Origin of the sequence: Micromonospora sp. DT47 (genome assembly GCF_049844475.1) — a bacterium.
Taxonomy (GTDB): Bacteria; Actinomycetota; Actinomycetes; order Mycobacteriales; family Micromonosporaceae; genus Micromonospora.
The window spans coordinates 407,376-430,818 of sequence record NZ_JBNCLC010000002.1 but is presented as its reverse complement, the minus strand read 5'-3'; the positions used below and the strand labels follow the sequence as shown (position 1 = coordinate 430,818).

Annotated in this window: 23 protein-coding genes; 15 read left to right on the top strand and 8 right to left on the bottom strand. The window is 74.4% G+C overall.

Features of this window, described 5'->3' with window-relative positions:
* Positions 1–42 precede the first annotated feature (42 nt).
* The 6 genes from ACLQ2U_RS04610 to ACLQ2U_RS04585 all read left to right on the top strand — a co-directional run bounded on the left by ACLQ2U_RS04610 (position 43) and on the right by ACLQ2U_RS04585 (position 7,093).
* Positions 43–1,398, top strand: a complete 1,356-nt coding sequence (locus ACLQ2U_RS04610) for an aldehyde dehydrogenase family protein (protein WP_425749256.1) — start codon at positions 43–45, stop codon at positions 1,396–1,398.
* A 5-nt stretch (positions 1,399–1,403) separates the two neighbouring features.
* Positions 1,404–2,171, top strand: coding sequence for a 3-oxoacyl-ACP reductase (locus ACLQ2U_RS04605; protein ID WP_425749255.1), 768 nt, complete (start codon positions 1,404–1,406; stop codon positions 2,169–2,171).
* The gene (locus ACLQ2U_RS04600; RefSeq protein WP_425749254.1) at positions 2,168–2,860 is read left to right on the top strand and encodes a gamma-glutamyl-gamma-aminobutyrate hydrolase family protein; all 693 of its coding nucleotides are present in this window, start codon (positions 2,168–2,170) and stop codon (positions 2,858–2,860) included. Before ACLQ2U_RS04605 ends, ACLQ2U_RS04600 begins: the two co-directional genes overlap by 4 nt.
* A gap of 89 nt (positions 2,861–2,949) precedes the next feature.
* Positions 2,950–3,072 (top strand): hypothetical protein, encoded by a 123-nt coding sequence (locus ACLQ2U_RS04595; RefSeq protein ID WP_425749253.1) that lies wholly within the window; start codon positions 2,950–2,952, stop codon positions 3,070–3,072.
* Positions 3,073–3,126: 54 nt separating this feature from the next.
* Positions 3,127–3,249: a hypothetical protein gene (locus ACLQ2U_RS04590; RefSeq protein WP_425749252.1), complete on the top strand. Its 123-nt coding sequence runs from the start codon at positions 3,127–3,129 to the stop codon at positions 3,247–3,249.
* 184 nt (positions 3,250–3,433) lie between these two features.
* A complete protein-coding gene (locus ACLQ2U_RS04585) occupies positions 3,434–7,093 on the top strand; it encodes a SpoIIE family protein phosphatase (RefSeq protein WP_425749251.1) in 3,660 nt (1,219 codons plus the stop codon).
* A 36-nt stretch (positions 7,094–7,129) separates the two neighbouring features.
* Here ACLQ2U_RS04585 and ACLQ2U_RS04580 read toward each other — a convergent pair whose 3' ends face one another.
* On the bottom strand, positions 7,130–7,444 hold the full coding sequence (locus ACLQ2U_RS04580; RefSeq protein WP_425749250.1) for an STAS domain-containing protein: 315 nt from the start codon (positions 7,442–7,444) through the stop codon (positions 7,130–7,132).
* Between the two features lie 94 nt (positions 7,445–7,538).
* Between ACLQ2U_RS04580 and map the strand changes: the two genes are divergently transcribed.
* Positions 7,539–8,396 (top strand): type I methionyl aminopeptidase, encoded by an 858-nt coding sequence (gene map, locus ACLQ2U_RS04575; protein ID WP_425749249.1) that lies wholly within the window; start codon positions 7,539–7,541, stop codon positions 8,394–8,396.
* Positions 8,393–9,109, top strand: a complete 717-nt coding sequence (locus ACLQ2U_RS04570) for a VIT1/CCC1 transporter family protein (protein ID WP_425749248.1) — start codon at positions 8,393–8,395, stop codon at positions 9,107–9,109. The genes map and ACLQ2U_RS04570 overlap by 4 nt, the downstream gene beginning before the upstream one ends.
* Positions 9,110–9,213: 104 nt before the next feature.
* Here ACLQ2U_RS04570 and ACLQ2U_RS04565 read toward each other — a convergent pair whose 3' ends face one another.
* From ACLQ2U_RS04565 to ACLQ2U_RS04535, 7 genes are all read right to left on the bottom strand, one after another.
* Complete coding sequence (locus ACLQ2U_RS04565; RefSeq protein WP_425749247.1) at positions 9,214–9,951, bottom strand: nucleotidyltransferase domain-containing protein; 738 nt, start codon at positions 9,949–9,951, stop codon at positions 9,214–9,216.
* Between the two features lie 162 nt (positions 9,952–10,113).
* Positions 10,114–10,593 carry a nitroreductase/quinone reductase family protein gene (locus ACLQ2U_RS04560; RefSeq protein WP_425749246.1) on the bottom strand — a complete coding sequence of 160 codons (480 nt, stop codon included), beginning with the start codon at positions 10,591–10,593 and terminating at the stop codon, positions 10,114–10,116.
* 84 nt (positions 10,594–10,677) lie between these two features.
* Entirely contained in the window at positions 10,678–13,572 is a 2,895-nt protein-coding gene (locus ACLQ2U_RS04555) for an FtsX-like permease family protein (RefSeq protein WP_425749245.1), read from the bottom strand.
* Positions 13,569–14,303: an ABC transporter ATP-binding protein gene (locus ACLQ2U_RS04550; protein ID WP_425749244.1), complete on the bottom strand. Its 735-nt coding sequence runs from the start codon at positions 14,301–14,303 to the stop codon at positions 13,569–13,571. Before ACLQ2U_RS04550 ends, ACLQ2U_RS04555 begins: the two co-directional genes overlap by 4 nt.
* Positions 14,304–14,376: 73 nt before the next feature.
* Positions 14,377–14,961 carry a PadR family transcriptional regulator gene (locus ACLQ2U_RS04545; RefSeq protein ID WP_425749243.1) on the bottom strand — a complete coding sequence of 195 codons (585 nt, stop codon included), beginning with the start codon at positions 14,959–14,961 and terminating at the stop codon, positions 14,377–14,379.
* Between the two features lie 58 nt (positions 14,962–15,019).
* Entirely contained in the window at positions 15,020–15,469 is a 450-nt protein-coding gene (locus tag ACLQ2U_RS04540) for a ferritin-like domain-containing protein (protein WP_425749242.1), read from the bottom strand.
* A complete protein-coding gene (locus ACLQ2U_RS04535) occupies positions 15,466–15,915 on the bottom strand; it encodes a hypothetical protein (RefSeq protein ID WP_425749241.1) in 450 nt (149 codons plus the stop codon). Before ACLQ2U_RS04535 ends, ACLQ2U_RS04540 begins: the two co-directional genes overlap by 4 nt.
* A gap of 231 nt (positions 15,916–16,146) precedes the next feature.
* Here ACLQ2U_RS04535 and rimP point away from each other — a divergent pair, with 231 nt between their 5' ends.
* The 7 genes from rimP to ACLQ2U_RS04500 all read left to right on the top strand — a co-directional run bounded on the left by rimP (position 16,147) and on the right by ACLQ2U_RS04500 (position 23,399).
* Complete coding sequence (gene rimP, locus ACLQ2U_RS04530; protein WP_425749240.1) at positions 16,147–16,845, top strand: ribosome maturation factor RimP; 699 nt, start codon at positions 16,147–16,149, stop codon at positions 16,843–16,845.
* Complete coding sequence (nusA, locus tag ACLQ2U_RS04525; protein ID WP_425749239.1) at positions 16,842–17,885, top strand: transcription termination factor NusA; 1,044 nt, start codon at positions 16,842–16,844, stop codon at positions 17,883–17,885. Before rimP ends, nusA begins: the two co-directional genes overlap by 4 nt.
* Before the next feature lie 16 nt (positions 17,886–17,901).
* On the top strand, positions 17,902–18,234 hold the full coding sequence (locus ACLQ2U_RS04520; RefSeq protein ID WP_425749238.1) for a YlxR family protein: 333 nt from the start codon (positions 17,902–17,904) through the stop codon (positions 18,232–18,234).
* 93 nt (positions 18,235–18,327) lie between these two features.
* Entirely contained in the window at positions 18,328–21,342 is a 3,015-nt protein-coding gene (gene infB / locus ACLQ2U_RS04515) for a translation initiation factor IF-2 (protein WP_425749237.1), read from the top strand.
* Positions 21,343–21,430: 88 nt separating this feature from the next.
* Positions 21,431–21,724 (top strand): DUF503 domain-containing protein, encoded by a 294-nt coding sequence (locus ACLQ2U_RS04510; RefSeq protein WP_425749236.1) that lies wholly within the window; start codon positions 21,431–21,433, stop codon positions 21,722–21,724.
* A 137-nt stretch (positions 21,725–21,861) separates the two neighbouring features.
* On the top strand, positions 21,862–22,341 hold the full coding sequence (rbfA, locus tag ACLQ2U_RS04505; protein WP_425749235.1) for a 30S ribosome-binding factor RbfA: 480 nt from the start codon (positions 21,862–21,864) through the stop codon (positions 22,339–22,341).
* 26 nt (positions 22,342–22,367) lie between these two features.
* Positions 22,368–23,399, top strand: a complete 1,032-nt coding sequence (locus ACLQ2U_RS04500; RefSeq protein WP_425749342.1) for a DHH family phosphoesterase — start codon at positions 22,368–22,370, stop codon at positions 23,397–23,399.
* Positions 23,400–23,443: the final 44 nt, after the last annotated feature.

Genomic DNA, 23,443 nt, shown 5'->3' with positions numbered 1-23,443 from the left:
CGGTATCTGCAAGATCGCGGGGGAGAGGGCAGGGTGGGGCGCGTGACTGAGGTGCGGAATCCGGCGACGGGGGAGGTCGTGGCGAGCGTGGCCGGCACGTCGCTGGCGGAGGTCGACTTGGCGATCGGGCGGGCGGCCGCCGCCTATGAGAGGTGGCGGGGGGTGAGCCCCGGGGATCGGGGGCGGCTGTTGCGGCGGTTCGCGGGCGTGGTCGACGCGCATCTGGAGGAGCTGGCGCTGCTGGAGGTGCGCAACGCGGGGCACACCATCGGCAACGCCCGTTGGGAGGCGGGCAACGTGCGGGACGTGCTCGACTACTACGCCGGCGCGCCGGAGCGGCTGACCGGCCGGCAGATCCCGGTGCCGGGCGGGCTGGACGTGACCTTCCACGAGCCGCTCGGTGTGGTCGGGGTGATCGTGCCGTGGAACTTCCCGATGCCGATCGCCGGCTGGGGCTTCGCCCCGGCCCTCGCGGCCGGCAACACCGTCGTGCTCAAGCCCGCCGAACTGACCCCGCTCACCGCGCTGCGCCTGGCCGAACTGGCCGGCGAGGCGGGGATCCCGGAGGGCGTGTTCACCGTGCTGCCCGGGCAGGGCAGCGTGGTGGGCGAGCGGTTCGTCACCCACCCGGCCGTCCGCAAGGTCTGCTTCACCGGCTCCACCGAGGTCGGCACCCGGATCATGGCCGGCTGCGCCGGGCAGGTGAAACGGGTGACCCTGGAGCTGGGCGGCAAGAGCGCCAACCTGGTCTTCGCCGACGCCGACCTGGAGAAGGCCGCCGCCAGCGCCCCGTACGCGGTCTTCGACAACGCCGGCCAGGACTGCTGCGCCCGCTCTCGGATCCTGGTCCAGCGCCCGGCGTACGACCGCTTCCTGGAGCTGCTCGAACCGGCCGTGCGCGCTTTCCGGGTGGAGGACCCGGCGCGGGAGACCGCCGAGATGGGGCCGCTGATCTCGTCCGGTCACCGGGACCGGGTCGGCGGGTACGTCGACGGCGCGAAGGTGGCCTTCACCGGCTCCCGCCCCGACGGCCCCGGCTTCTGGTACGCCCCGACGGTGCTGCTCGCCGACTCACCGGACGACCGGCACTGGCGGGAGGAGATCTTCGGCCCGGTGGTCTCGGTGCTCCCGTTCGACGACGAGGCCGAGGCGGTCCGGCTCGCCAACGACACCGAGTACGGCCTCTCCGGCTCGATCTGGACCCGGGACGTGGGCCGGGCGATCCGGGTGGCCCGGGCGGTGGAGTCGGGCAACCTCAGCGTCAACTCGCACTCCTCGGTGCGGTACTGGACGCCCTTCGGCGGTATGAAGCGCTCCGGGCTGGGCCGCGAGCTGGGCCCGGACGCGCTGCACGCCTTCACCGACGTCAAGAACGTGTTCATCGCGACAGAGGAGTGAGCAGCGTGCAGGGTCGTCTTTCCGAGCGGGTCGCCGTGGTGACCGGGGCGGGCAGCGGGATCGGGTTGGCCACCGTGCGGCGGTTCGCCGCCGAGGGTGCCCGGGTGGTCTGCGTCGACATCGACACCGAGGCCGGCAAGCGGGCCGCCGACGAGGTGGGCGGGGAGTTCGTCGCCGCGGACGTGGCCGACGAGACGGCCGTCCGGGAACTCTTCGACGGGGTGGTCGAGCGGCACGGCCGGGTCGACGTGGCCTTCAACAACGCCGGCATCTCCCCGCCGGACGACGACTCGATCCTGGAGACCGGGCTGGACGCCTGGGAGCGGGTGCTGCGGGTCAACACCACCAGCGTCTACCTCTGCTGCAAGCACGTCATTCCGCACATGCGCCGGCAGGGCAAGGGGTCGATCATCAACACCGCGTCGTTCGTGGCGCTGATGGGCGCGGCCACCTCGCAGATCGCGTACACCGCGAGCAAGGGCGGGGTGCTGGCGATGACCCGGGAGCTGGGCGTGCAGTTCGCCCGGGAGGGCATCCGGGTCAACGCGCTCTGCCCCGGCCCGGTGGCCACCCCGCTGCTGCTGGAGCTCTTCGCCGCCGACCCCGAGCGGGCCGCCCGCCGGCTGGTGCACGTGCCGATGGGCCGGTTCGGGAAGCCGGAGGAGATCGCCGCCGCGGTGGCCTTCCTGGCCAGCGACGACTCCTCGTTCATGACCGCCGCGCAGTTCGTGGTGGACGGCGGGATCACCGGCGCGTACGTCACCCCGCTGTGAGCCGTCCGCTGATCGGGGTCACCGCGTACGTCGAGCCGGCCGGCTGGGCGGTGTGGCGGGACGTCCCGGCGACGCTGGTGCCCCAGGCGTACGTCCGGGCGGTGACCGCGGCCGGTGGCCGGGCCGTGGTGCTGCCCCCCGACGACGTGGACGCCGACGTGGTCGGGGTGCTCGACGGGCTGCTGCTGGCCGGCGGCGCCGACATCGGCCCGGAGCGGTACGACCGGCCCCCCGACCCGCGCACCGAGGCCCGGCCGGACCGGGACGCCGGCGAGCTGACCCTGCTGGCCGCCGCGCTCGCCGCCGACCTGCCGGTGCTCGGGGTCTGCCGGGGGATGCAGCTGCTCGCGGTGGCGTACGGCGGTGCGCTGCACCAGCACCTGCCCGACGTGGTCGGCCACGACGGGCACCGCCCCGCGCCGGGCGTGTACGGGGCGCATCCCGTCCGGTTCGCGCCGGAGAGCCTGGCCGGCGCGGTGATGGCCGGGGTGGACCGGGTCAACTCGTACCACCACCAGGCGGTGGCCGACCCGGGGCGGCTCGCCGTGTCCGGCTGGGCCGACGACGGGGTGGTCGAGGCGGTCGAGGACCGGACCCGGCGGTTCCTGCTCGGCGTGCAGTGGCACCCGGAGAACGAGGCGGACCCGCGCCCGGTCACCGCCCTGGTCCGGGCCGCGCGTTCCGGCTGACCGAACCGGGGCTGACCGGACGGCGCGCCCCGTTCCGGCTGGCGGAACGGGGCACCCCGGGACGCGGCGGACGGTGCGAGGATGCCCGCATGGGGAAGGTGTATCCGGAGATCGACGGGCGGCTGCGCGACTTCATCGAGGCCCAGTCGGTCTTCTTCGTGGCCACCGCGCCGTCCGGGGCGGACGGGCACGTCAACCGGTCCGGGCCGTGATCGGCGTCGACGTCGAACGGGTCAGCGACTCCTGCGGATACGCGGTGCCCCCTGATGGACTACCAGGGCGACCGCGAGCTGTTACTCACATCACACTCCCGGCGCACCGCCGAGGACCTGATCACCTACCGCGCGACCAGGAACGCCGTGAGCATCGACGGTCTGCCGGCCTTCTGAGCTGCCCCGACGGTCCCGTCCCGCCTCGACGAGCGCGCTCCGGCAGATGACGGCAGGATGAGACGCGGCTAAGCAGCGCCCGACGTGGCACATGCGTTACGTTGCTGACCCGTTGGGGTACAAAGCGGGTGCGGCCGGCGATCGCCGAGGCGTCGGGGACAACACGGCCGGAGCGGGAGGGTGCATGAGCTCGGCCCAGGTGGGTGAGGACGGACGGGATCAGTCCTCGCGGTCCGGTGACCGGGCCCTCCCGCCGCTGCTGGCCGGGGCCTTCGCCGCCGGCGGCGAGATGGGTCGACGGCTGCGCGAGTTGGAGTGGTCCACCACCTCGATCGGCACCCCCGACACCTGGCCGACGGCGCTCTGCCACGCGGTCAGCATGATGCTCGCCTCCCGCTCCCAGATGGTGATGTTCTGGGGCGAGGACCAGCTCGCCCTCTACAACGACGCCTACCGGCCCACCATCGGTGACAAGCATCCCGCGGTGATCGGCCAGCCGGCCCGCGAGCACTGGGTGGAGACCTGGCAGGTGCTGCGCCCGCTGCTCGACGGGGTGCGGCTGACCGGCGAGCCGTACCGAGGGGAGAACCATCCCTTCCTGATCAACCGGCACGGCTTCCTCGAGCAGGTCTACTTCGACGTCTCGTACGACCCCATCCGGGACGCCGACGGCACGGTCGCCGGGGTCTTCTGCTTCGTCAACGAGACGACCGGCCGGGTGATCGGTGAGCGGCGGCTCCGGGCCTTGGCCGAACTGGGCGGCCGGCTCGCCGAGGCGGGCAGCATGCCGGAGCTGGGGCGTACCACGGCGGCGGTGCTGGACGGGCACAGCGCCGACGTCCCGTTCGCCCTGATCCACCTCTACGACGAGGACGGGCGGCTCACCCTCGCCGGAGTCAGCGGCATCGACCCCGCCGCCGTTCCCGCCGGCCCGCCGGCCGTCCTCACCCGGGTGGCCGCCGACGGCGTCGCCGCCGAGATCGACGTGACCGACCTGCTCGGCTGGATGCCGCCGGAGGTCGCCGAGCGGGCCCTGGTGCTGCCGCTCACCGCGACCAACGAGCCCGCCGGGGTGCTGGTGGTCGGCGTCTCCCGGCTGCTGCCGCTCGGTGACGACTACCGCAACTTCCTCGACCTGGTCGCGGCGCAGATCTCCCGGGCGGCCGGCCAGCAGCAGGCGTACGAGCAGGAACGGGCCCGCGCCGCCGAGCTGGCCGCCCTGGACCGGGCGAAGACCAACTTCTTCGCGAACGTCAGCCACGAGTTCCGCACGCCGCTGACGCTGGTCCTCGGCCCGCTGGAGGACATGCTCGCCGACCCGCAGCTGCCCCCGTCCTACACCGACCGACTGACCGTGATGCACCGCAACGCGCTGCGCCTGCTCAAGCTGGTCAACACCGTGCTCGACTTCTCCCGGCTGGAGTCCGGCCGGCTGGCCGCCCACTACCAGCCCACCGACGTGGCCGACTACGCCTCCCGGCTGGCCAGCACCTTCCGCTCGGCGACGGAGCGGGCCGGGCTGCGCCTGGTGGTCGACTGCCCGCCGCTGCCCGCGCCGGTCTTCATCGACCGGGACATGTGGGAGAAGATCGTCCTCAATTTGGTGTCGAACGCGCTGAAGTTCACCTTCGACGGCGAGATCCGGGTCCGGGTGCGCGCGGTGGACGGCATGGCCCGGCTCGAGGTCACCGACACCGGCGTGGGCATCGTCCCCGACGAGCTGCCGCACGTCTTCGAGCGGTTCCACCGGGTGCCGGGGGTGCGCTCGCGTACCCACGAGGGCACCGGGATCGGGCTGGCGCTGGTCCGCGAGCTGGTCGAGATGCACGGCGGCCGGGTGGAGGTCCGCAGCCGGATCGACGAGGGCAGCACCTTCACGGTCGACGTCCCGTTCGGCTCCGCGCACCTGCCGCCCGACCGGGTGGCCGCCGCCGGGTTGCCGCCGGCCCGGTCGCAGCAGGCGCCGCTCTACGTGGCCGAGACCGCGATCTGGAACGGCGACGGCGATCCCGGCGCCCCGGCGGAGGCCGAGGGCGCGGCCGAGGGGGCGGGCCGGATCCTGCTCGCCGACGACAACGCCGACCTGCGCGAGCACGTCACCCGGCTGCTCGGTCCGTCGTACGAGGTGGTGGCCGTGCCGGACGGCGTGGCCGCCCTGGAGCAGGCCGTCGACTCCCCGTTCGACCTGGTGCTGACCGACGTGATGATGCCCCGGCTGGACGGTTTCGGCCTGGTCACCGCGCTGCGGGCCAACCCGCGCACCCGGCACGTGCCGATCGTGCTGCTCTCCGGCCGGGCCGGCTCCGCCGAGGCGGTCGCCGGGCTCTCGGTGGGCGCCGACGATTACCTCACCAAGCCCTTCTCCGGGCAGGAGCTGATCGCCCGGGTCCGGGCCAACGTCGAGCTGGGCCAGCTGCGCGGGCAGATCATCCGCCGGCTGCGGGCGCTGGCCGACGCGGCGGTGGCGGTCAACACCGCCCGGTCCACCGCCGACGTGGTGCAGGTCGCCGCGCGGCACGCGCTCACCCTCGCCGAGGCGGCCCGGGTGGTGGTCAGCACCACCGGCGCACGCTACGAGGCGGACGGCGGCGGTACGGCCGCGGCCGCGCCGTCGCACCTGCTGCCGCTGACCGGCACCACCGGGGCGCAGCTCGGCGAGCTGCGGGTCTGGCGCCACGACGGCGACGGCACCGAGCAGGCCGCGCTGACCGAGCTGGCCCGCCTGATCGGCGTACGGCTGGAGAACGCCCAGCTCTACGAGGCCGAGCACCGGATCGCCACCACCCTGCAGCACAGCCTGCTGCCGCGCTCCCTGCCCCAGCTGCCCGGCGCGGTGGTGGCCAGCCGCTACCTGCCCAGCAGCACCGACGTCGAGGTCGGCGGCGACTGGTACGACGTGATCGGCGTGGCCGACGACGAGGTGGTGCTCGTCATCGGCGACGTGGTCGGCAAGGGTGTCCGGGCGGCGGCGGCCATGGGTCAGCTGCGCAACGGGCTGCGGGCGTACCTGCTGGAGGGCTTCGACCCCGGGCAGTCGCTGACCCGGTTGAACCGGCTGGTCGGCTCCACCGAGCGGCAGTCGTTCGCCACCGTGATCTGTCTTTCCTTCTCCCCGCGGTCCGGCCGGCTGCGGTACGCCAGTGCCGGTCACCCGTCCCCCCTGCTGATCCGAGGAGACGACGTGGCGTTCCTGCACGAGCGGGCCCTTGGCCCACCCATCGGCGCCATCGCCGGCAGCAGCTACCGCACCGTCGAGGGTGAACTCGCCCCCGGCGGCCGGCTGCTGCTCTACACCGACGGGCTGATCGAGGACCGGCAGGCCGGTATCGACGCGGCGCTCGCGCAGCTGCGCGCCGACGCGGGCACCGGCGGGGAGCACGTGGCCGACCTGATCGACGCGGTGGTCGAGCGGGTCGTCGAGCGGACCCGGCACGACGACGTCGCGGTGCTGGCGCTGGAGGCCGCCGAGCTGAACCGGTTCGCGCTGCGGCTGCCCGCCGACCCGACCCGGCTCAGCGTGCTGCGCAAGCGGCTGGAGGACTTCCTCGTCGCCCACGCCGTCGGCGAGAACGACCTGTTCGACCTCACCGTCGCGGTCTCCGAGGCCGCCGCGAACGCCATCGAGCACCCGGTGTCCCCGGCCGACCCGACCATCAGCGTCGAGGTGACCATCGAGGACCGTACGGTGGTGGTGACGGTGCGCGACAGCGGGCAGTGGCGCGAGTCGACCGGGGCCGGCTTCCGCGGCCGCGGCCTGACGCTGATCAAGGCGCTCGGCGACCTGTCGGTCACCCGTACCGGATCGGGCACGGAAGTGACGCTGCGCCGGCGGCTGCGCGACTGAGCCCGGCCGCCGCGGGCCCGCCGGCGCCGGCGGCGTTCAGTCCCGGCGGAGCCAGTTCTGCTCGGCCAGGCCGGAGATCTCCAGCACCCGGGTCACCTGACGCGACGGGAGAACGGTCAGCCCCGCCGGGAAGCGCTGGGCCAACCGGACCAGCGCGTGGATGGCGGCCGAGTCGAAGAAGGTGACCGCGCGCAGGTCGAGCGTGACCCGGTCGGCCGGCTCGCGGAGGGCGGTCGAGAGCATCGTGTCGGCGGTGGCCATGTCGACCTCGCCGGTCACCACGACGCGGAGGTGGTCTCCGTCGAGCTCCGCGCTCGCGGAGAAGACGGGAGGTGCGCCCCCTTGATCCACGAAGTCACAATGGCACAGCCCGGTTGCCACGGCAACAACCCGTCCGGACCGGCCGTGGCGGGGGTCACCGGGGCCTCGGCGATAGGCTGTGGCCATGACCGTCCGTGCGCCGCTGACCCCAGGCACGCTCTCCCCGTGGCGAGCGGTCCCCGCCCACATCGCCCGCCCGGAGTACGTGGGCAAGAAGCGTCCCCAGGAGTGGCGCGGCTCGCACGTGCAGACCCCGGAGACCATCGAGAAGATGCGGGTCGCCGGCCGGCTGGCCGCCCGGGCGACCCAGTTGGCGGGCGAGCACAGCAAGCCCGGCGTGACCACCGACGAGATCGACCGGGTGGTGCACGAGTTCCTGGTCGACCACGGCGCCTACCCGTCGACGCTGGGCTACAAGGGCTTCCCCAAGTCCTGCTGCACCAGCCTCAACGAGGTGATCTGCCACGGCATCCCCGACTCCACCGTGCTGAAGGACGGCGACATCATCAACGTCGACGTCACCGCGTACATCGACGGGGTGCACGGCGACACCGACGCCACCTTCTGCGTGGGCGAGGTGAGCGAGGAGGCCCGCCTGCTCGTCGAGCGCACCCACGAGGCGATGATGCGCGGCATCAAGGTGGTCGCCCCGGGCCGCCAGATCAACGTGATCGGCCGGGTCATCGAGTCGTACGCCAAGCGGTTCGGCTACGGCGTGGTCCGCGACTTCACCGGCCACGGCATCGGCGAGTCCTTCCACAGCGGCCTCTACGTGCCGCACTACGACAGCCCGCGCCCCACCGACGTGATGGAGCCCGGCATGACCTTCACCATCGAGCCGATGATCACCCTCGGCACCTACCAGTACGACATGTGGGACGACGGCTGGACCGTGGTGACCAAGGACCGGAAGTGGACGGCCCAGTTCGAGCACACCATCGTCGTGACCGACGACGGCCACGAGATCCTGACGCTGCCGTGACCGAGACCCCGGCGGCGCTGCGCGAGGCGCACCACGCGGACGTCTCCGGCGGCTGGCTGCGGCCGGCCGTGTTCGGCGCGATGGACGGACTGGTCACCAACATCGCCCTGATCGCCGGTGTCGGCGGCGGCGGCGTGTCGCCACGCAGCATCGTGCTCACCGGCACCGCCGGCCTGGTCGCCGGCGCGATCTCGATGGGACTGGGGGAGTACACCAGCGTCCGCTCGGCCAACGAGCAGGTCGCCGCCGAGGTCGCCAAGGAGCGGCGGGAGCTGGAACGGCACCCCGAGGCCGAGGCCCGGGAGCTGGCCGACGCGTGGGTGGCCCGGGGCCTGCCCCGCGACCTGGCCATGCAGGTCGCCGAGGCGGTCCGGCGTAACCCGGAGGAGGCGCTGCGGATGCATGTGAAGGAGGAGCTCGGCATCGACCCCGACGAGCAGCCCAGCCCGTGGACGGCGGCGGTCTCGTCGTTCCTCTGCTTCTCCGTCGGCGCCCTGGTGCCGCTGCTGACCTACCTGCTGGGCTTCACCAGCCTCTGGCTGGCGCTCGGCGTCGGTGGGGTGGGGCTCGTCGTGGCCGGCGCGATCGTCGCCCGGTTCACCTACCGCCCCTGGTGGACCAGCGGCCTGCGGCAGCTCCTGCTCGGCGCGGCCGCGGCCGCCGCCACGTACCTGGTCGGCGCCCTGATCGGCGTCCAGGGCGGCGTGGGCTGACCCGACCCGCCCACGCAGTTTCACGAAAGAGTGGCCATTCCACGCCGGATGGCCACTCTTTCCGTGAAAGAGGGGTGATGGTGGTGGGCGGTGGTGGGCGATGGTCAGGCGGTGAGCAGGTCGTCTACGGTGCCGTCGACCGGGCGGCCGCGGGCGGCCAGCTCGTCGGCCTGCCGGGCCAGCACCGCGCCCACCTCGGTCATGTCCGCCCCGGCCAGCCCGGTGCGCCGGACCGCGTCCCCCGGGTCCCGGAAATAGGTGCGGGTGAGCAGCCCGGTCACCGTGGCTGCCGCCAGTCGGGCCTCGCCGAGCATCAACAGCGCCTGGTCGGTCTCGTACCACTCGGCCAGCCGGGCAGCCCGGGCCTGCGCCGCGGAGCCGCGGTACCAGGCCTGCCGGGCGGCGGTGCTGAACTCCGCCGGGCGGGCCCGGGCCAGCCGGCCGAGGTGCTCGTCGCGCAGGGTGCGCAGCCAGCCGGTCGGGTCGTACAGGGGTGTGGTGGTGACGTACCGGTCGGCGGTCAGCGGCCAGAGTGCGGTGAGCGCGCGGGCCTGCCGCAGGTAGTCGTCGGCGCCGGCCACGGTCAGGTCGACCAGCACCCCGTCCACCCGGCGGGTGGACGGCGTCGGCCCGCTCCCCGGACGGTAGGTGACCAGCAGCAGCCCGATCTCGCCGTCGCCACCGCCGTCGTCGTCGCCGTGCGCCAGCGGGCCGTGCACCGCGACCGCGAGGATGTCCGCCGGGAACCGCCGCCGGGCCGCCTCGGCGACCCGCTCGGCGACCCTCCACCGGGGATCGTCGAGGTGCGGGTCGGTGCTCAGGTCCGTGCCGCTCCGGTCCACCGGGTACCACCCCTGTCCCGCGATCGCGTCGCCCGCCGGGTCGGCCCGCCCGCGGGGCGTCACCGCCCGGCGCCGGCCGTACCGCCGGACTCCACCCTATCCACGGTCACCCGCCGGGCCGGCTCGCCGCGCCCGACCGGCGGCGGCGTCCACCCGCCCAGGTCAGGAGCGGTCGGCGCCGGTCGGGACCAGCCAGAAGATCCGGATCTCCCGGCCACCGGCCCGCTCGACGTACGTCCGGTACGCCGGCCACTCGGTGACCAGCAGCCGCCACAGCCGTTCCCGTTCGGCGCCGGTGGCCACCTCGGCGTGGACCGGGACCCGCCGGCCGTGGACGCCCACCTCCGCCGCCGGCTCCGCCAGCAGGTTCATCGCCCAGCCGGGCTGGTGCTGCTGCCCCCAGTTCGAGCCGATCACCACGTACGCGTCACCGTCCGGCACGTAGAGCAGCGGGGTGCTGCGCGGCTGGCCGGAGCGGCGGCCGGTGGTGGTGATGACCAGGGAGGGGATCAGCCCGAGCGCGACCACGCGGCCCCGGGTGAGCCGGCCGACCGCCCGGTCGGCGGGGACGAGCAGTCGCATGGTGGCGCCGAACCAGGCGTGGTGACCGAGTCGGCGCGTGAGGGTTCCCAGAACGGGCACGTCGCCAGTCTGCCGGTTCGCCGGTCCGGACGGCACCCCTGGATCAGCTCCGGTCGATCCCGGGCGGCGCGGCGGTGGCCGCGCTCAGTCGAGCCGCCGCTCCGCCGCCAGCCGGGAGCGGGTGAACAGGCCGGCGCCGAGCATCGCCACCAGCGGCACCACCACCAGCACGCCGAGGGTCGGCCAGGGCACCACCACCGGGTACGGCGGCTCGACCGGCCAGGTCCGGGCGTACTGGCGGTTGACCGAGGTCAGGATGATCACCGCCGAGCCCAGGCCGGCCACGATGCCCAGCAGTGAGCCGAGCACCGCGATCACCCCGGCCTGACAGAGCGAGAGCACCCGGCGCAGCCGGGGACTGGCGCCGACCGCGGCGAGCGTGGAGAGGTCCCGGCGGCCCTCGGCCGCGGCGAGGCCGGTGGCCACCCCGGCGGCCCCGACGGTGATCAGGCCGGATCCGATCGCGAGCAGGAGCAGCAGCGGATTCCGGCCGGACTCCGGAGCGTCCGGCGTCACCTCGACCACGAGCGGGGCGAGTGGTCGCAGCGCGGCCGCCAGCCGCGCCTGCCGGGCCGCGCCGGGCGCGGCGGTGGTGTCGACGACGTACCCCATCTGCTCGCCGATCAGGCCGAGCCGCGCCGCGGCGGCCGGGGAGAGCACCAGCCGGTCGACCATCAGTCCGCCGCGCAGCGGGCGGCCGGGGACGGTGACGACGGTCGGTGGGTCCGGCGCCGACTGGCCGTTGGACCGCTCGGCGGAGAGGGTGATCCGGCCGTCGACGACGTACCGGGGATCGGTCACCACCGCCCCACCGGCCTTCAGCACGGCGGCGGCCGACGCCACCTCCTCCGGCGGCGCGCCGGTGAGCCCGGGCAGGGCGGACCCGTCGTCGACCACCGTCGTCGGGTACAGCCCGTCGGGGTCGTGGGTGGACCGGAGGCAGCGCGGGTCGGCCAGGGCCCGTCGCCGCGTGGCCGCCGACTGGAACGCCATCGCCTGGTACGGGCAGGCCCGCTCCGGCGGAAGCACCGGGGCGACGGTGCAGAAGTCGTCGTCCCGCCGGGGCGCGGCGCAGACCGGGTCGTCGACCCGGACGATGCTCTCCGCGGACAGTTCGGCGTGCACCCGCTCGGCGATCACCGACACCGGGGGCAGCGCGTCGACGCGGGACGGGTCGGCCCGCAGCAGCACGTGACCGGGCGGAAGGTCGGGCTGCCACTGCGCCCGGTTCCGGGCGTCGTCGCTGGCGACGTAGACCCCGACGGCGACGCTGCCGGCCACCGCGGCCATCACCGCCGAGATGGCCGGGGCGGCGGAGGAGCGGTTGCGGCTGGCGTCGCGCACCGCGATCCGCGGCGCCAGCGGCAGCACCCGCCCGGCCCGGGCGAGCAGCCCGATCAGGGTCGGGGTGACGAACACCAGCCCCAGCTCGCCGAGGACCAGCCCGGTGAGGACCACCACGGCCACCGTGCGCTGTGCCCCGGCCGCGGCGGTCGCGGCGCCCAGCACGGTCAGCGCCACACCGGCGACCAGCCAGCGGCGGCGGTGCGGGGGTACGGTCCGCCGGCCGCCGAGCCCGGCGACCACGTCCTGCCGGGCGGCCGTCCAGGCCGGGGCGAGCGCGGCCAGCACCCCGGCCAGCACCGCGACCCCCGCGATCGCCACCAGCGCCGTGGGGAAGACCCGGTACCCGCCGACGCGGGCGCCCAGGACGTACTGCTCGACCAGCGGCCGGCCGGCGAAGGCGGTGGCGATGCCGAGCAGCAGGCCGAGCGCCGCGCCGCCGAGACCCAGCACCAGCCCGTCGGCGAGCACGATCCGGCGCAGGTGGACGGCGTCGCCGCCGGCCACCGCGACCAGCGCGAGGTCCCGGCGGCGCCGGCGTACGCCGACCGCGAAGGCGGGCCCGACCAGCAGCACCACCTCCAGCAGGCCGAGCCCGCCGACCAGCACCGCGGTGCTGGTCTCCTCCGCGTCCGGGAGGGGGGTGCGACCGGCGTCGACGCCGAGGTCGGCCGCGCCGGGGACCGGGGTGCGGCCGACCACCAGGATCCCGTGCGCGTTGAGCCGCGCGGCCAGCGCCGCGTCGAGCGGCCCCGGCAGGTCGACCAGCCAGCTCTGGTCGGACTCGGTGCTGGTCGGGGGCGCCGCGTCCGGGTGCAGCGCGACCACGTCACGCAGGTCGTCCGGGAACTCCACCACCCCGACCACGGTGTACGTGCGGGAACCGCCCGCGGTGGTGACCGTGCCGCCGACCCGGGCGCCCAGCCGGTCGAGCGCGTGCCCGCTCAGCCCGATCTCGGCCGGACCGGTCGGGGGTCGGCCGGCGCGCAGCCGCGCCAGCGTACGGGGGACCGGTTCGGTGAGGTCCAGCACCCGGCCGTCGAAGGACTCGAACCGGTCGCCGACCCGCAGGTCGACGGGGAGCCACCGGCGCACCGCGCTGACCCGGCTGCCCGGCGGCAGCAGCGCGGTCAGCTCCGCGGGGGTCACCTGCCGGGTCCGCCCGACCAGCTCATCCCGGCGGGGGACGACGGTGTCCCCCCAGGGGTCCTGGACGACCGGGTTCTGCGCCACCCAGTGCAGCTCGGCATCGGCGTCGCCGAGCCGTTGGTCGAGGCGTTCGGCCCGGGTGAGCGTGGACATGTCGTAGCTGACCGCGACGAAGGTCAGCGCCAGCACCGGCAGTGTGATCATCGCCAGCACCAGCGCGGTACGCCCTCGCGCCCGGCGCGCCTCCCGGCGGGCGATCCGCAGCGCGGCCCGCCACGAGCCGAGGGCCGCGGCGAGCCGGCCGCCCCGGCCCGGTCCGACCGACCCCTGCCGCTCCGAGCGTGCCCGCTCCGACCGTTGCCGACCCGGCGCCTGCCGTTCCGGCACCTCCCGCTCCGACCCGTGCGGCTCCGGCGCCGGGGACTCCGACCGCTGGGGTGCCGGCGGGTGCTGCTCCGGCGGCTGCGGCTCCGGCCGCGGTCTCACCGGCCGCTGCCGGAGAGCAGCTGCTCGACGCCGGCCAGCGGAGCGGTCGAGTCCACCATCACCCCGTCGCGCAGGAAGACGACCCGGTCGGCCCAGCCAGCGTGCCGCGCCTCGTGGGTGACCAGCACGCCGGCGGCGCCCGCGTCGACCCGGCGGCGCAGCAGGTGCAGCACCGCCTCCCCGGTCTGCGAGTCCAGCGCCCCGGTCGGCTCGTCGGCCAGCACCAGCCGCCGCTCGCCGACCAGCGCCCGGGCGATCGCCACCCGCTGCTGCTGCCCGCCGGACATCTGGTCCGGGAAGCGGCCGCCCAGCCCGGTCAGGCCCACCTCGTCCAAGGCGGCGAGCGCGGCCCGGCGGGCCGGGCGTACGCCGACGCCGTCGAGTTCGAGCGGGAGCGCGACGTTCTCCGCCGCGGTGAGGCTGCCCAGCAGGTTGAGGTCCTGGAACACGTAGCCGATCCGGCGGCGGCGCAGCCGGGCCAGCCCGCGGCGGTCGAGCGAACCGAGCGGCTCTCCCTCGACCAGCACCTCGCCGCCGGTCGGGCGGTCCAGCCCGCCGGCCAGGGTGAGCAGGGTGGACTTCCCGGAGCCGGAGGGGCCCATCACGGCGACCAGTTCCCCGGGGTGGACGGTGAGGCTCACCCCGCGCAAGGCGTGCACGGCGGCCGGGCCGGTGCCGTGGGTGCGGTGGACGTCGCGCAGGTCGAGCACCGCGTCGCCCGCTCCGCTCACCGCAGGCCCTCCCCGGTCGGGTGACCCGGCCTCCGGTTCCGCCCGGTCCGTCGGACCGACCCGCTCCCCGTCGTCACCGCCGCGCCTCCTCGTCGGTCCGCCGTACCGCGTCCGGTCGGGCGGCGGGACCGGGCGGGCCGGCCGGCCGGTGCCGGACCAGGGTCGTCTCGCAGTGGTCCAGCCAGCGGATCTCCGCCTCGGTCTGGAAGAGCATCGCGTCCAGGACCAGCTGCCACGGCAGGTCCTCCGGCCGGTCGCTGGCGTACTTCAACCGGGTCAACTCCTGCAACGTCCGCATGGTCGCGCTGCGCTGGGTCTGCACCACCGCCCGGACGTCGACGCCGGGGGTGGTCAGCGCCAGGGCGAGCTTGATCGACAGCTCGTCGCGGGGGCGGTCGTTGCGGCTGATCGGGGTGGCGAACCAGAGCGCCAGGTCCGCCCGCCCGGCGTCGGTGATCTCGTACGGCCGCTGCCCGCCCTCGTTTTCCGGCAGCGGCCGGACCAGGCCGTCGCGCTCGAGGCGGTTGAGGGTGGTGTACACCTGCCCGATGTTCAGCGGCCAGGTCGAGCCGGTCGACTCCTCGAAGGCGGCCCGCAGTTGGTAGCCGTACATCTGGCCACGCTCGAGCAGGGCGAGCAGGCCGTGACGGATGGACATGGAACCGGAGTATGCATACCTGGTATGCGGACCGCAACCGGAGAGCCGACCGCCGCGCTCAGGTCGGGCGGCCGGGGAAGGGCACGGTGACCGGTGTGTCCCCCGCGGTGCGCCGCCACCGGGTGGCCCGGACGGCGCAGTCGGTCAGCGCGTTGAGCGCCCGGGTCCGGTCGGCGCCGGTGGTGACCGCCAGCGCGGCCCGCCAGTACGCCGCCGTCCGTTCCTCGATCTGCACCGCCAGCCGCAGCGCGCTGGCCCGGTCGGTGACCGGGAACGGCAGCGCGTACCCGGCCTTGTCGGCGGGGACCTGACCGCCGCCGGCGCTGAGCTGGAGCACCAGCGCGTCCCGTCGGGCCCGGTGGGCGGCCTCGGCCGCCCGGGCGGCCTGCCGGGCGGAGTCGGTCAGCCGTACCCCGATCGGTCCGTAGGCGAAGATCGCCGCGTACTCGGCGGTCAGCGCCGCCGCCAGGGCCTCGGCGGGCCCGGAGGGTGCCGCGTGCCGGGTCATTTCAGTGCCTCCAGGTGGCTGGCCCGGGCGGCGGCGATCGAGCCGAGCAGGGCGGCCCGCTCGCCCGGCGCGGCGGCGCACGCCTTCGCCGCGGTCTCCCGGCCGCGCTGTTCCGCGTCGCGGAGCCCGGCGAGCAGGGAGTCCGGGTCGGTGCCGGCGGCGCCGGTGGTCGGCGCGGCCGACCCGGACGGGACTGGGCGGCCGATCACCCGCCACAGCTCGTCGGCGTGCGCGGCGTGGGCGTCGGCGATCGGGGTGAGCCGGTCGGCCAGGCCCGGGTCGGCGGCGATCGCCGCCCGGTGTCGGGCGGCCAGCTCCCGCGACTCCCCGGCGAGGGGCTCCAGCGGGTCGGGCGGCGGGGCGGGCTCGTCGCCGTCGAAAAGATCACAGCCGGTCAGCGGTACGGCCGTGCCACCGATCGCCAGGAGCGCTCCCGCGCGCAGCACCGTTCGCCGGGATCGTCCCGTTCCGCCGCCGTGCCTCGTCGTTCTGCCCGTCGCCACCCGACAAGTCAACACCATCCACCCCGGTACGTGGGCGACGACGTCGGTGCGCCGCCCGGGCCGGTGCCCGAGCGGCGCGTTACGCTCTGCGCAGCCTCCGGCGCGTCCGCCCCGGTGGCATACCGGCGTGGCAGGCCGACCAGGCCGTCGCCGATCAGGAGAAGGGTGCGCCAGATGACGCAGCGTGGTCGTGCCACCAGGCCGACGGGGCCGGCGGGTCGACCCCGTCGTTCCGACGGCCCGCGGGGCGGGGACCGTGCGGGCGCACCCCGGGGCGGTGACCTCGCGGCGCGGCGGGCCCGACTGCGCGAGGTGATCGAGCCGGTGATCACGCAGGCCGGGTACGACCTGGAGGACCTTTCCGTCTCCCGGGCCGGCCGGCGGCACGTCGTACGCGTGATCGTCGACGCCGACGGCGGGATCAACCTGGACGGCGTCGCAGACGTCTCCCGGGCGGTTTCCGCGGCGCTGGACGCGGCCGAGGAGTCCGGCGGCGACATCGTGGCGGGGGAGTACCAGCTCGAGGTCAGCTCCCCGGGCGTGGACCGCCCCCTGACCCTGCCCCGGCACTGGCGGCGCAACGTCGGCCGGCTGGTCAAGGTGACCGTGCGGGCCGGTGCGGCCCTGCCGGAGCAGCGCGACGGGCAGCCCACGGGGGACCGCCAGGTCACCGGCCGGGTGATCGAGGCCGACGACGAGCGCGTGGTGCTGGAGACCGACTCCGGCCGTGCGGAACACACTTACGCCGAACTGGGCCCCGGACGGGTGCAGGTCGAGTTCAGCCGCCTCGACGAGGTGGCTGACGACGAGTTCGGCGACGACACCGACGACACCGACGACGACGAAGATGATGTGGAGGACGAGGAGAGGTGAACATCGACCTCGCGGCGCTGCGCGCACTCGAGCGCGAGCGGGAGATCCCGTTCGACACGATTCTCGCGGCGATCGAGACCGCGCTGCTGACCGCCTACCGGCACACCGACGGCGCAGAGCTGCACGCCCGGGTGGAGATCGACCGTAAGACGGGCGCCGCCCTGGTCTACGCCCAGGAGTTGGACGACGACGGCACCGTGGTGCGGGAGTGGGACGACACACCGCACGACTTCGGCCGGATCGCGGCGATGACCGCCAAGCAGGTGATCCTCCAGCGGCTGCGGGAGGCCACCGACGAGGTGCACTTCGGCGAGTACGTCGGCCGCGACGGCGACCTGGTCACCGGCGTGGTGCAGGCGCACGAGGCGCGGGCCGAGAAGGGCATCGTCAGCGTCGACCTCGGCAAGGTGGAGGGCGTGCTGCCGCAGTCCGAGCAGGTGCCCGGCGAGCGGTACGCGCACGGCGAGCGGATCCGCTGCGTCGTGGTGCACGTGGCCAAGGGAATGCGCGGGCCGCAGATCACGTTGTCCCGGTCGCACCCGGCGCTGGTGAAGAAGCTCTTCGCGCTGGAGGTGCCGGAGATCGCCGACGGCGCCGTGGAGATCGGTGCAATCGCCCGTGAGGCGGGTCACCGCACCAAGATCGCGGTGCGCTCCACCATCCAGGGCGTGAACGCCAAGGGCGCCTGCATCGGCCCGATGGGCCAGCGGGTCCGCGCGGTGATGAGCGAGCTGCACGGTGAGAAGATCGACATCATCGACTGGTCGGACGACCCGGCTACCTTCGTCGGCAACGCCCTGTCGCCGGCCAAGGCGCTGCGGGTCGAGGTGGTCGACCTGGCCAGCCGGACCGCCCGGGTGACCGTACCGGACTTCCAGCTCTCGCTCGCCATCGGCCGCGAAGGGCAGAATGCCCGACTTGCTGCCCGGCTGACCGGTTGGCGGATCGACATCCGCTCCGACGCGGAGCAGACCAGCGCGGCCGGTCGGAGCGAAGCTGATCACGTCCCGGAGCCGGGCGGCGCGATCTCCGGCAGCTAGGGGTAGACTTACTCCAGTGGTACGACGCGCGCAGCCGGAGCGCACCTGTGTGGGTTGCCGGCGACGTGCGCCGGCCAGCGAATTGCTGCGGATCGTCGCGATCGGCGACGGGGCTGGTCACAGACTCCGACCCGATCCGACTCGCAGCCTGCCGGGTCGGGGAGCGAACATGCACCCGGATCCGGCCTGCTTCGCGCTGGCGGTGCGGCGTCGCGCCTTCGGGCGTGCGCTGCGCATCACCGGGGTCCCCGACCACGGCGCCGTCGCGGAGTACGTCGACGCGCCAACCACGACGTCCGGTCAAACCGACCGGGCGAGGGTCGCTAGCAAGGTAGGACGACCGACATGAGCACACGATGAAGTCCCTGAAATGACCAGGCTTCAAGTGCAGGAGTGAGGTCGCTGCGGGTACTGCCCGCACGACCTCGGAGTGAGGAGTGCAGTGGCAGGTAAGGCCCGCGTACACGAGCTTGCTAAGGAGCTCGGGGTCGAGAGCAAGACAGTGCTCGCCAAGCTGAAGGAAATGGGCGAGTTCGTGAAGTCCGCGTCCAGCACAGTCGAGGCGCCCGTCGCCCGACGGCTGCGTGGCGCTTTCGTCGCGTCCGCCGGTGGTTCCTCGGCGCCGACCGCCCCGGCGGCGGCCGCCCCGAGCCCGGCACCGACCCCGACGCCGTCCCCGACCCCGGATGCCCCCCGGGTCTCGGCCAGGCCGATGCCGCCCCGGCGGCCGGCCGCGCCGACCCCTGGACCGAAGCCCAAGGGCCCGGTCCCCGGCCCGCCGCAGCCGGTGACCCCGGTCGCCAAGCCGGCGAGCGCGCACGACATCGAGGTGGCCGCCGCCGAGGCGCGCGCCTCGGCGCTGAAGGCTGAGCAGGAGGCCGCGGTCAAGGCCGCGCAGGCCGCCCGCCAGCAGCAGCGTGAGAACGTTCGACGGGAGCCCCCGACCGAGGGTGGTCCCCGTCCGGGTCCGCGTCCGAGCCCGAACGCCGTGCCGTCGCGTCCGGGTACCCCGGCCGCCGGTCGTCCCGGTGGCCCGACCCCGGGTGCCCGGCCGGGCGGTCGTCCGCCGGCGCGCGGCGCCGGTAACAACCCGTTCGGCATCCAGGGCGGTCAGCAGCAGCGGCCGCCGGCCGCCGGTGCTGGCGGTCCCCGGCCCGGCCCGGCGGGCATGCCGCCGCGGCCCAGCCCGGCCTCCATGCCGCCGCGGCCCAGCCCGGCGTCCATGCCGAGCCAGCGTCCCGCCACGGGTCGCCCCGGCCCCGGTGGCGCCGGTCGCGGCCCCGGTGGCGGCGCGGGTCGTCCCGGTGGCGGTGGCGGCGCCGGTGGCGGTGGCTTCCGCGGCGGTCCCGGTGGCGGCGGCGGTGGCGGTGGCTTCCGCGGCGGTCCCGGTGGCGGTCCCGGTGGCGGTGGCGGTGGCTACCGCGGTGGCCCCGGTGGCGGCGGTGGTGCTCCGGGCGGCGGTTTCCGTCCGGGTGCTCCGGCCGGCGGCGGCGGTCGTCCCGGTGGCGGTGGCCGTGGCCGTGGCGGCGGTGCCGCGGGTGCCTTCGGGCGTCCGGGTGGCCGGCCGACCCGTGGTCGCAAGTCCAAGAAGCAGCGCAGACAGGAGTTCGACAACCTGTCGGCTCCGGCCATGAGCTCGGGCGCCCCCCGGGGTCAGGGTCAGGTCGTCCGGCTCTCCCGTGGCGCGTCGCTGTCGGACTTCGCCGACAGGATCAACGCCAACCCGGGTTCGCTGGTCCAGGAGATGTTCAACCTGGGCGAGATGGTCACCGCGACCCAGTCCTGCTCCGACGACACCCTGCACCTGCTGGGTGAGCACCTCGGCTTCGACGTGCAGATCGTCAGCCCGGAGGACGAGGACCGCGAGCTGCTCGCGCAGTTCAACATCGACCTCGACGCGGAGGTGGCCGAGGAGCGCCTGGTCAGCCGTGCGCCGGTGGTGACCGTCATGGGTCACGTCGACCACGGTAAGACCAAGCTGCTCGACGCGATCCGCAAGGCGAACGTCGTGGCCGGCGAGGCCGGTGGCATCACCCAGCACATCGGTGCCTACCAGGTCCACGTCCCGCACGAGGGCGAGGACCGCGCGGTGACCTTCATCGACACCCCGGGTCACGAGGCGTTCACCGCCATGCGTGCCCGTGGTGCCCAGGTCACGGACATCGTGATCCTGGTGGTCGCGGCCGACGACGGCGTCATGCCGCAGACCATCGAGGCGTTGAACCACGCCAAGGCGGCCGACGTGCCGATCGTGGTCGCGGTCAACAAGGTCGACAAGCCGGAGGCCAACCCGGACAAGGTCCGCCAGCAGCTGACCGAGTACGGCCTGGTCGCCGAGGAGTACGGCGGCGAGACCATGTTCGTCAACGTGGCTGCCAAGCAGGGCACCGGCATCGAGGCTCTCCTCGAGGCCGTCCTGCTCACCGCCGACGCGTCGCTGGAGCTGACCGCTCCGATCGACGGGCCGGCGCAGGGTGTCGCCATCGAGGCGCACCTGGACAAGGGCCGCGGTGCGGTGGCGACGGTGCTGGTGCAGAAGGGCACCCTACGGGCGGGCGACTCGATCGTCGCCGGTGGGGCGCACGGCCGGGTCCGGGCGATGCTCGACGAGAACGGCAACCAGGTCCCCGAGGCCGGTCCGGCCCGTCCGGTCATGGTGCTGGGTCTCACCGCGCCGCCGAGCGCGGGCGACACCTTCCTGGCCGCGGCGGACGACCGTACGGTTCGGCAGATCGCCGAGCAGCGGCAGGCGCGACGGCGGGCGGCGGCGTTCGCCAACTCCCGTGGCCGGGCCACCCTCGAGACGCTCATGGAGCAGCTCAAGGAGGGCGAGAAGACGTCGCTCAACCTCATCCTCAAGGGCGATGTCTCCGGTTCCGTGGAGGCGCTCGAGGACGCGCTGTTCAACCTCGACATCCCCGAGGAGGTCCAGCTCAAGGTCCTCGACCGGGGCGTCGGCGCGATCACCGAGAGCAACGTCATGCTCGCGAGCGCGTCGTCCGAGCCGGTCACGATCATCGGCTTCAACGTGCGGGCCTCCAACAAGGTCCGTGAGATGGCCGACCGCGAGGGCGTGGAGATCCGGTACTACACCGTCATCTACCAGGCCATCGAGGAGATCGAGGCGGCGCTCAAGGGCCTGCTCAAGCCGGAGTACGAGGAGGTCGAGCTGGGCTCCGCGGAGATCCGCGACGTGTTCCGCTCGTCCAAGATCGGCAACATCTCCGGCTGTATCGTCCGGTCCGGCATCCTCCGCCGCAACGCCAAGGCGCGGCTGCTGCGGGACGGGGCGGTCGTGGCGGACAACCTCACGATCACCTCGCTCAAGCGGTTCAAGGACGACGCCACGGAGGTCCGCGAGGGCTTCGAGTGTGGTCTGACTCTGGGCGGTTACAACAACGTCCAGGTCGGCGACATCATCGAGACCTTCGAGATGCGGGAGAAGGCTCGCGCCTGATCCGGCGGTGACACGCTGATCAAGGGGTTTACGCCGAACGGCGTAAACCCCTTGATCGTGTCCGGGGGTGTCCGTAACGTCCGGGGTGATGTTCACCGGAACCGCGGTCTTCGACCTGCTGCTGCCGGGCGACTCCCGGTCGCTCAAGGCCAAGAGATCATATGTACGGCCGATCGTGGCGGCGCTGCGCCGCTTCGAGGTCTCGGCTGCCGAGGTGGGAGCGCTCGACCTGCACGGTCGGGCCGAGATCGGGGTGGCCGTGGTGGCCGCCGAGGCGGCGCACGTCCGCGAGGTGCTAGACGCCTGCGAGCGCCTGGTGGCCGGGCGCCCCGAGGCCGAGCTGCTCTCCGTCCGCCGCAAGCTGTACGGCGAGGACGACTGAGGGTGACCCTCGCCACCGCCGGGGACGCGCGACCGGCCCGGCCGCGCGGGTAGTGTGCGAGGTGTTGGGCGGTCGGACCCGGCGGCGCCCCGCGCCGTCGCTCCGGCCGGGAGCAGGATGCCCTGGAGGTGGGGGAGATGACGGATCCGGCCAAGGTACGCCGGCACGCGGAGCGCATTCGCGAACTGGTCGCGTCGGTGGTGCGGAGCCAGATCAAGGACCCCCGGCTCGGGATGATCACCATCACCGACGCCCGGATCACCGCCGACCTGCGCGACGCCACGGTCTTCTACACCGTGCTCGGTGACGCGGCCGCCCAGTCCAGCACCGCCGCCGCGTTGGAGAGCGCGAAGGGCATGCTGCGCAGCACCGTCGGCAAGGCGCTCGGCCTGCGCCACTCGCCGACCCTGACCTTCGTCCTCGACGACGTGCAGGATCAGGTCAAGCACATCGACGACCTGCTCGTCCAGGCCCGCACCGCCGACGCGGAGGTGCAGCGGCTGGCCGCCCAGGCGAAGTACGCGGGCGAGGCCCAGCCGTACCGGCTGGACGAGGACGAGGACGCCGACACCGAGGACGACGAGGACGACACCCCGCCCGCCACGGACCGGCGGTGACCGGCTCCCCGGGCGCGGTCGGTGGCCTGCTCACCGAGTCGGTGCCGACCGGCCCGACTGAGGCTGACTGGGCCGCCGCGGTCGCGGCGGTACGCGCGCTGCCGGCCGACGCCCGGGTGTTGCTGATCTGTCACGTCAACCCGGACGGTGACGCGCTGGGCAGCATGCTCGGCTTCGCGCTGGGCCTGCGCCGGCTCGGCGCACGCCAGCTTCAGGCGACCTTCCCCGGCCCGCCCGAGGTGCCCGAACCGTTCCGCTGGCTGCCCGGTCTCGACCTGCTGGTGCCGGCGACCGGGGCGTACCCGGATCCGGACCTGGTGGTCTGCTTCGACGCGGCCAGCGAGTCGCGGCTGGGTGAGCTGGTCGACCGGCTGGACATCGACGGGCCGGTGCTGGTGCTGGACCACCACGCCTCCAACACCGGCTTCGGCGACGTCCACCTGGTGGACCCGACGGCCGCGGCCACCTCGGTGGTCGCCGAGGAACTCCTGGCCCGGCTCGACGTGCCGCTGGACGCGGAGATCGCCGCCTGCCTCTACGTCGCGCTGACCACGGACACCGGCTCGTTCCGGTTCGAGGCCACCACCCCCGCGGTGCACCAGCTCGCCGCGCGGCTGCTGGCCACCGGCATCCGGCCGGGCGACATCTCCCGCCGGGTCTTCGACAGCCGGCCGTTCGGGGCGGTCCGGCTCTTCGGCGAGGTGCTGGGCCGGGCCCGGCTGGAGCCGGCGGCCGCCGCCGGCCACGGCCTGGTCTGGACGTACGCGACCCTGGACGACCTGGCCCGGCACGACCAGCGGCCGTACGTGCTGGAGGCGCTGATCGACTCGGTCCGGTGCACCGCCGAGGCCGACGTGGCGGTCGTGCTGAAGCAGGTCGCCGCCGACGAGTGGGCGGTCTCCATGCGCAGCAAGGGCGCGGTCGACGTCAGCCGGGTCGCGGTGGCGCTCGGCGGTGGCGGGCACCGCTTCGCCGCCGGCTTCACCGGGCGCGGCGGCGCGGACGACGTCGCCGGGCGCATCCGGGCCGAGCTCGACGGCGCGCTGATCACGTCCTGACCCCACCCCGGATCGACTGCGGTGGGTGTCGGTCTTCCCGCGCT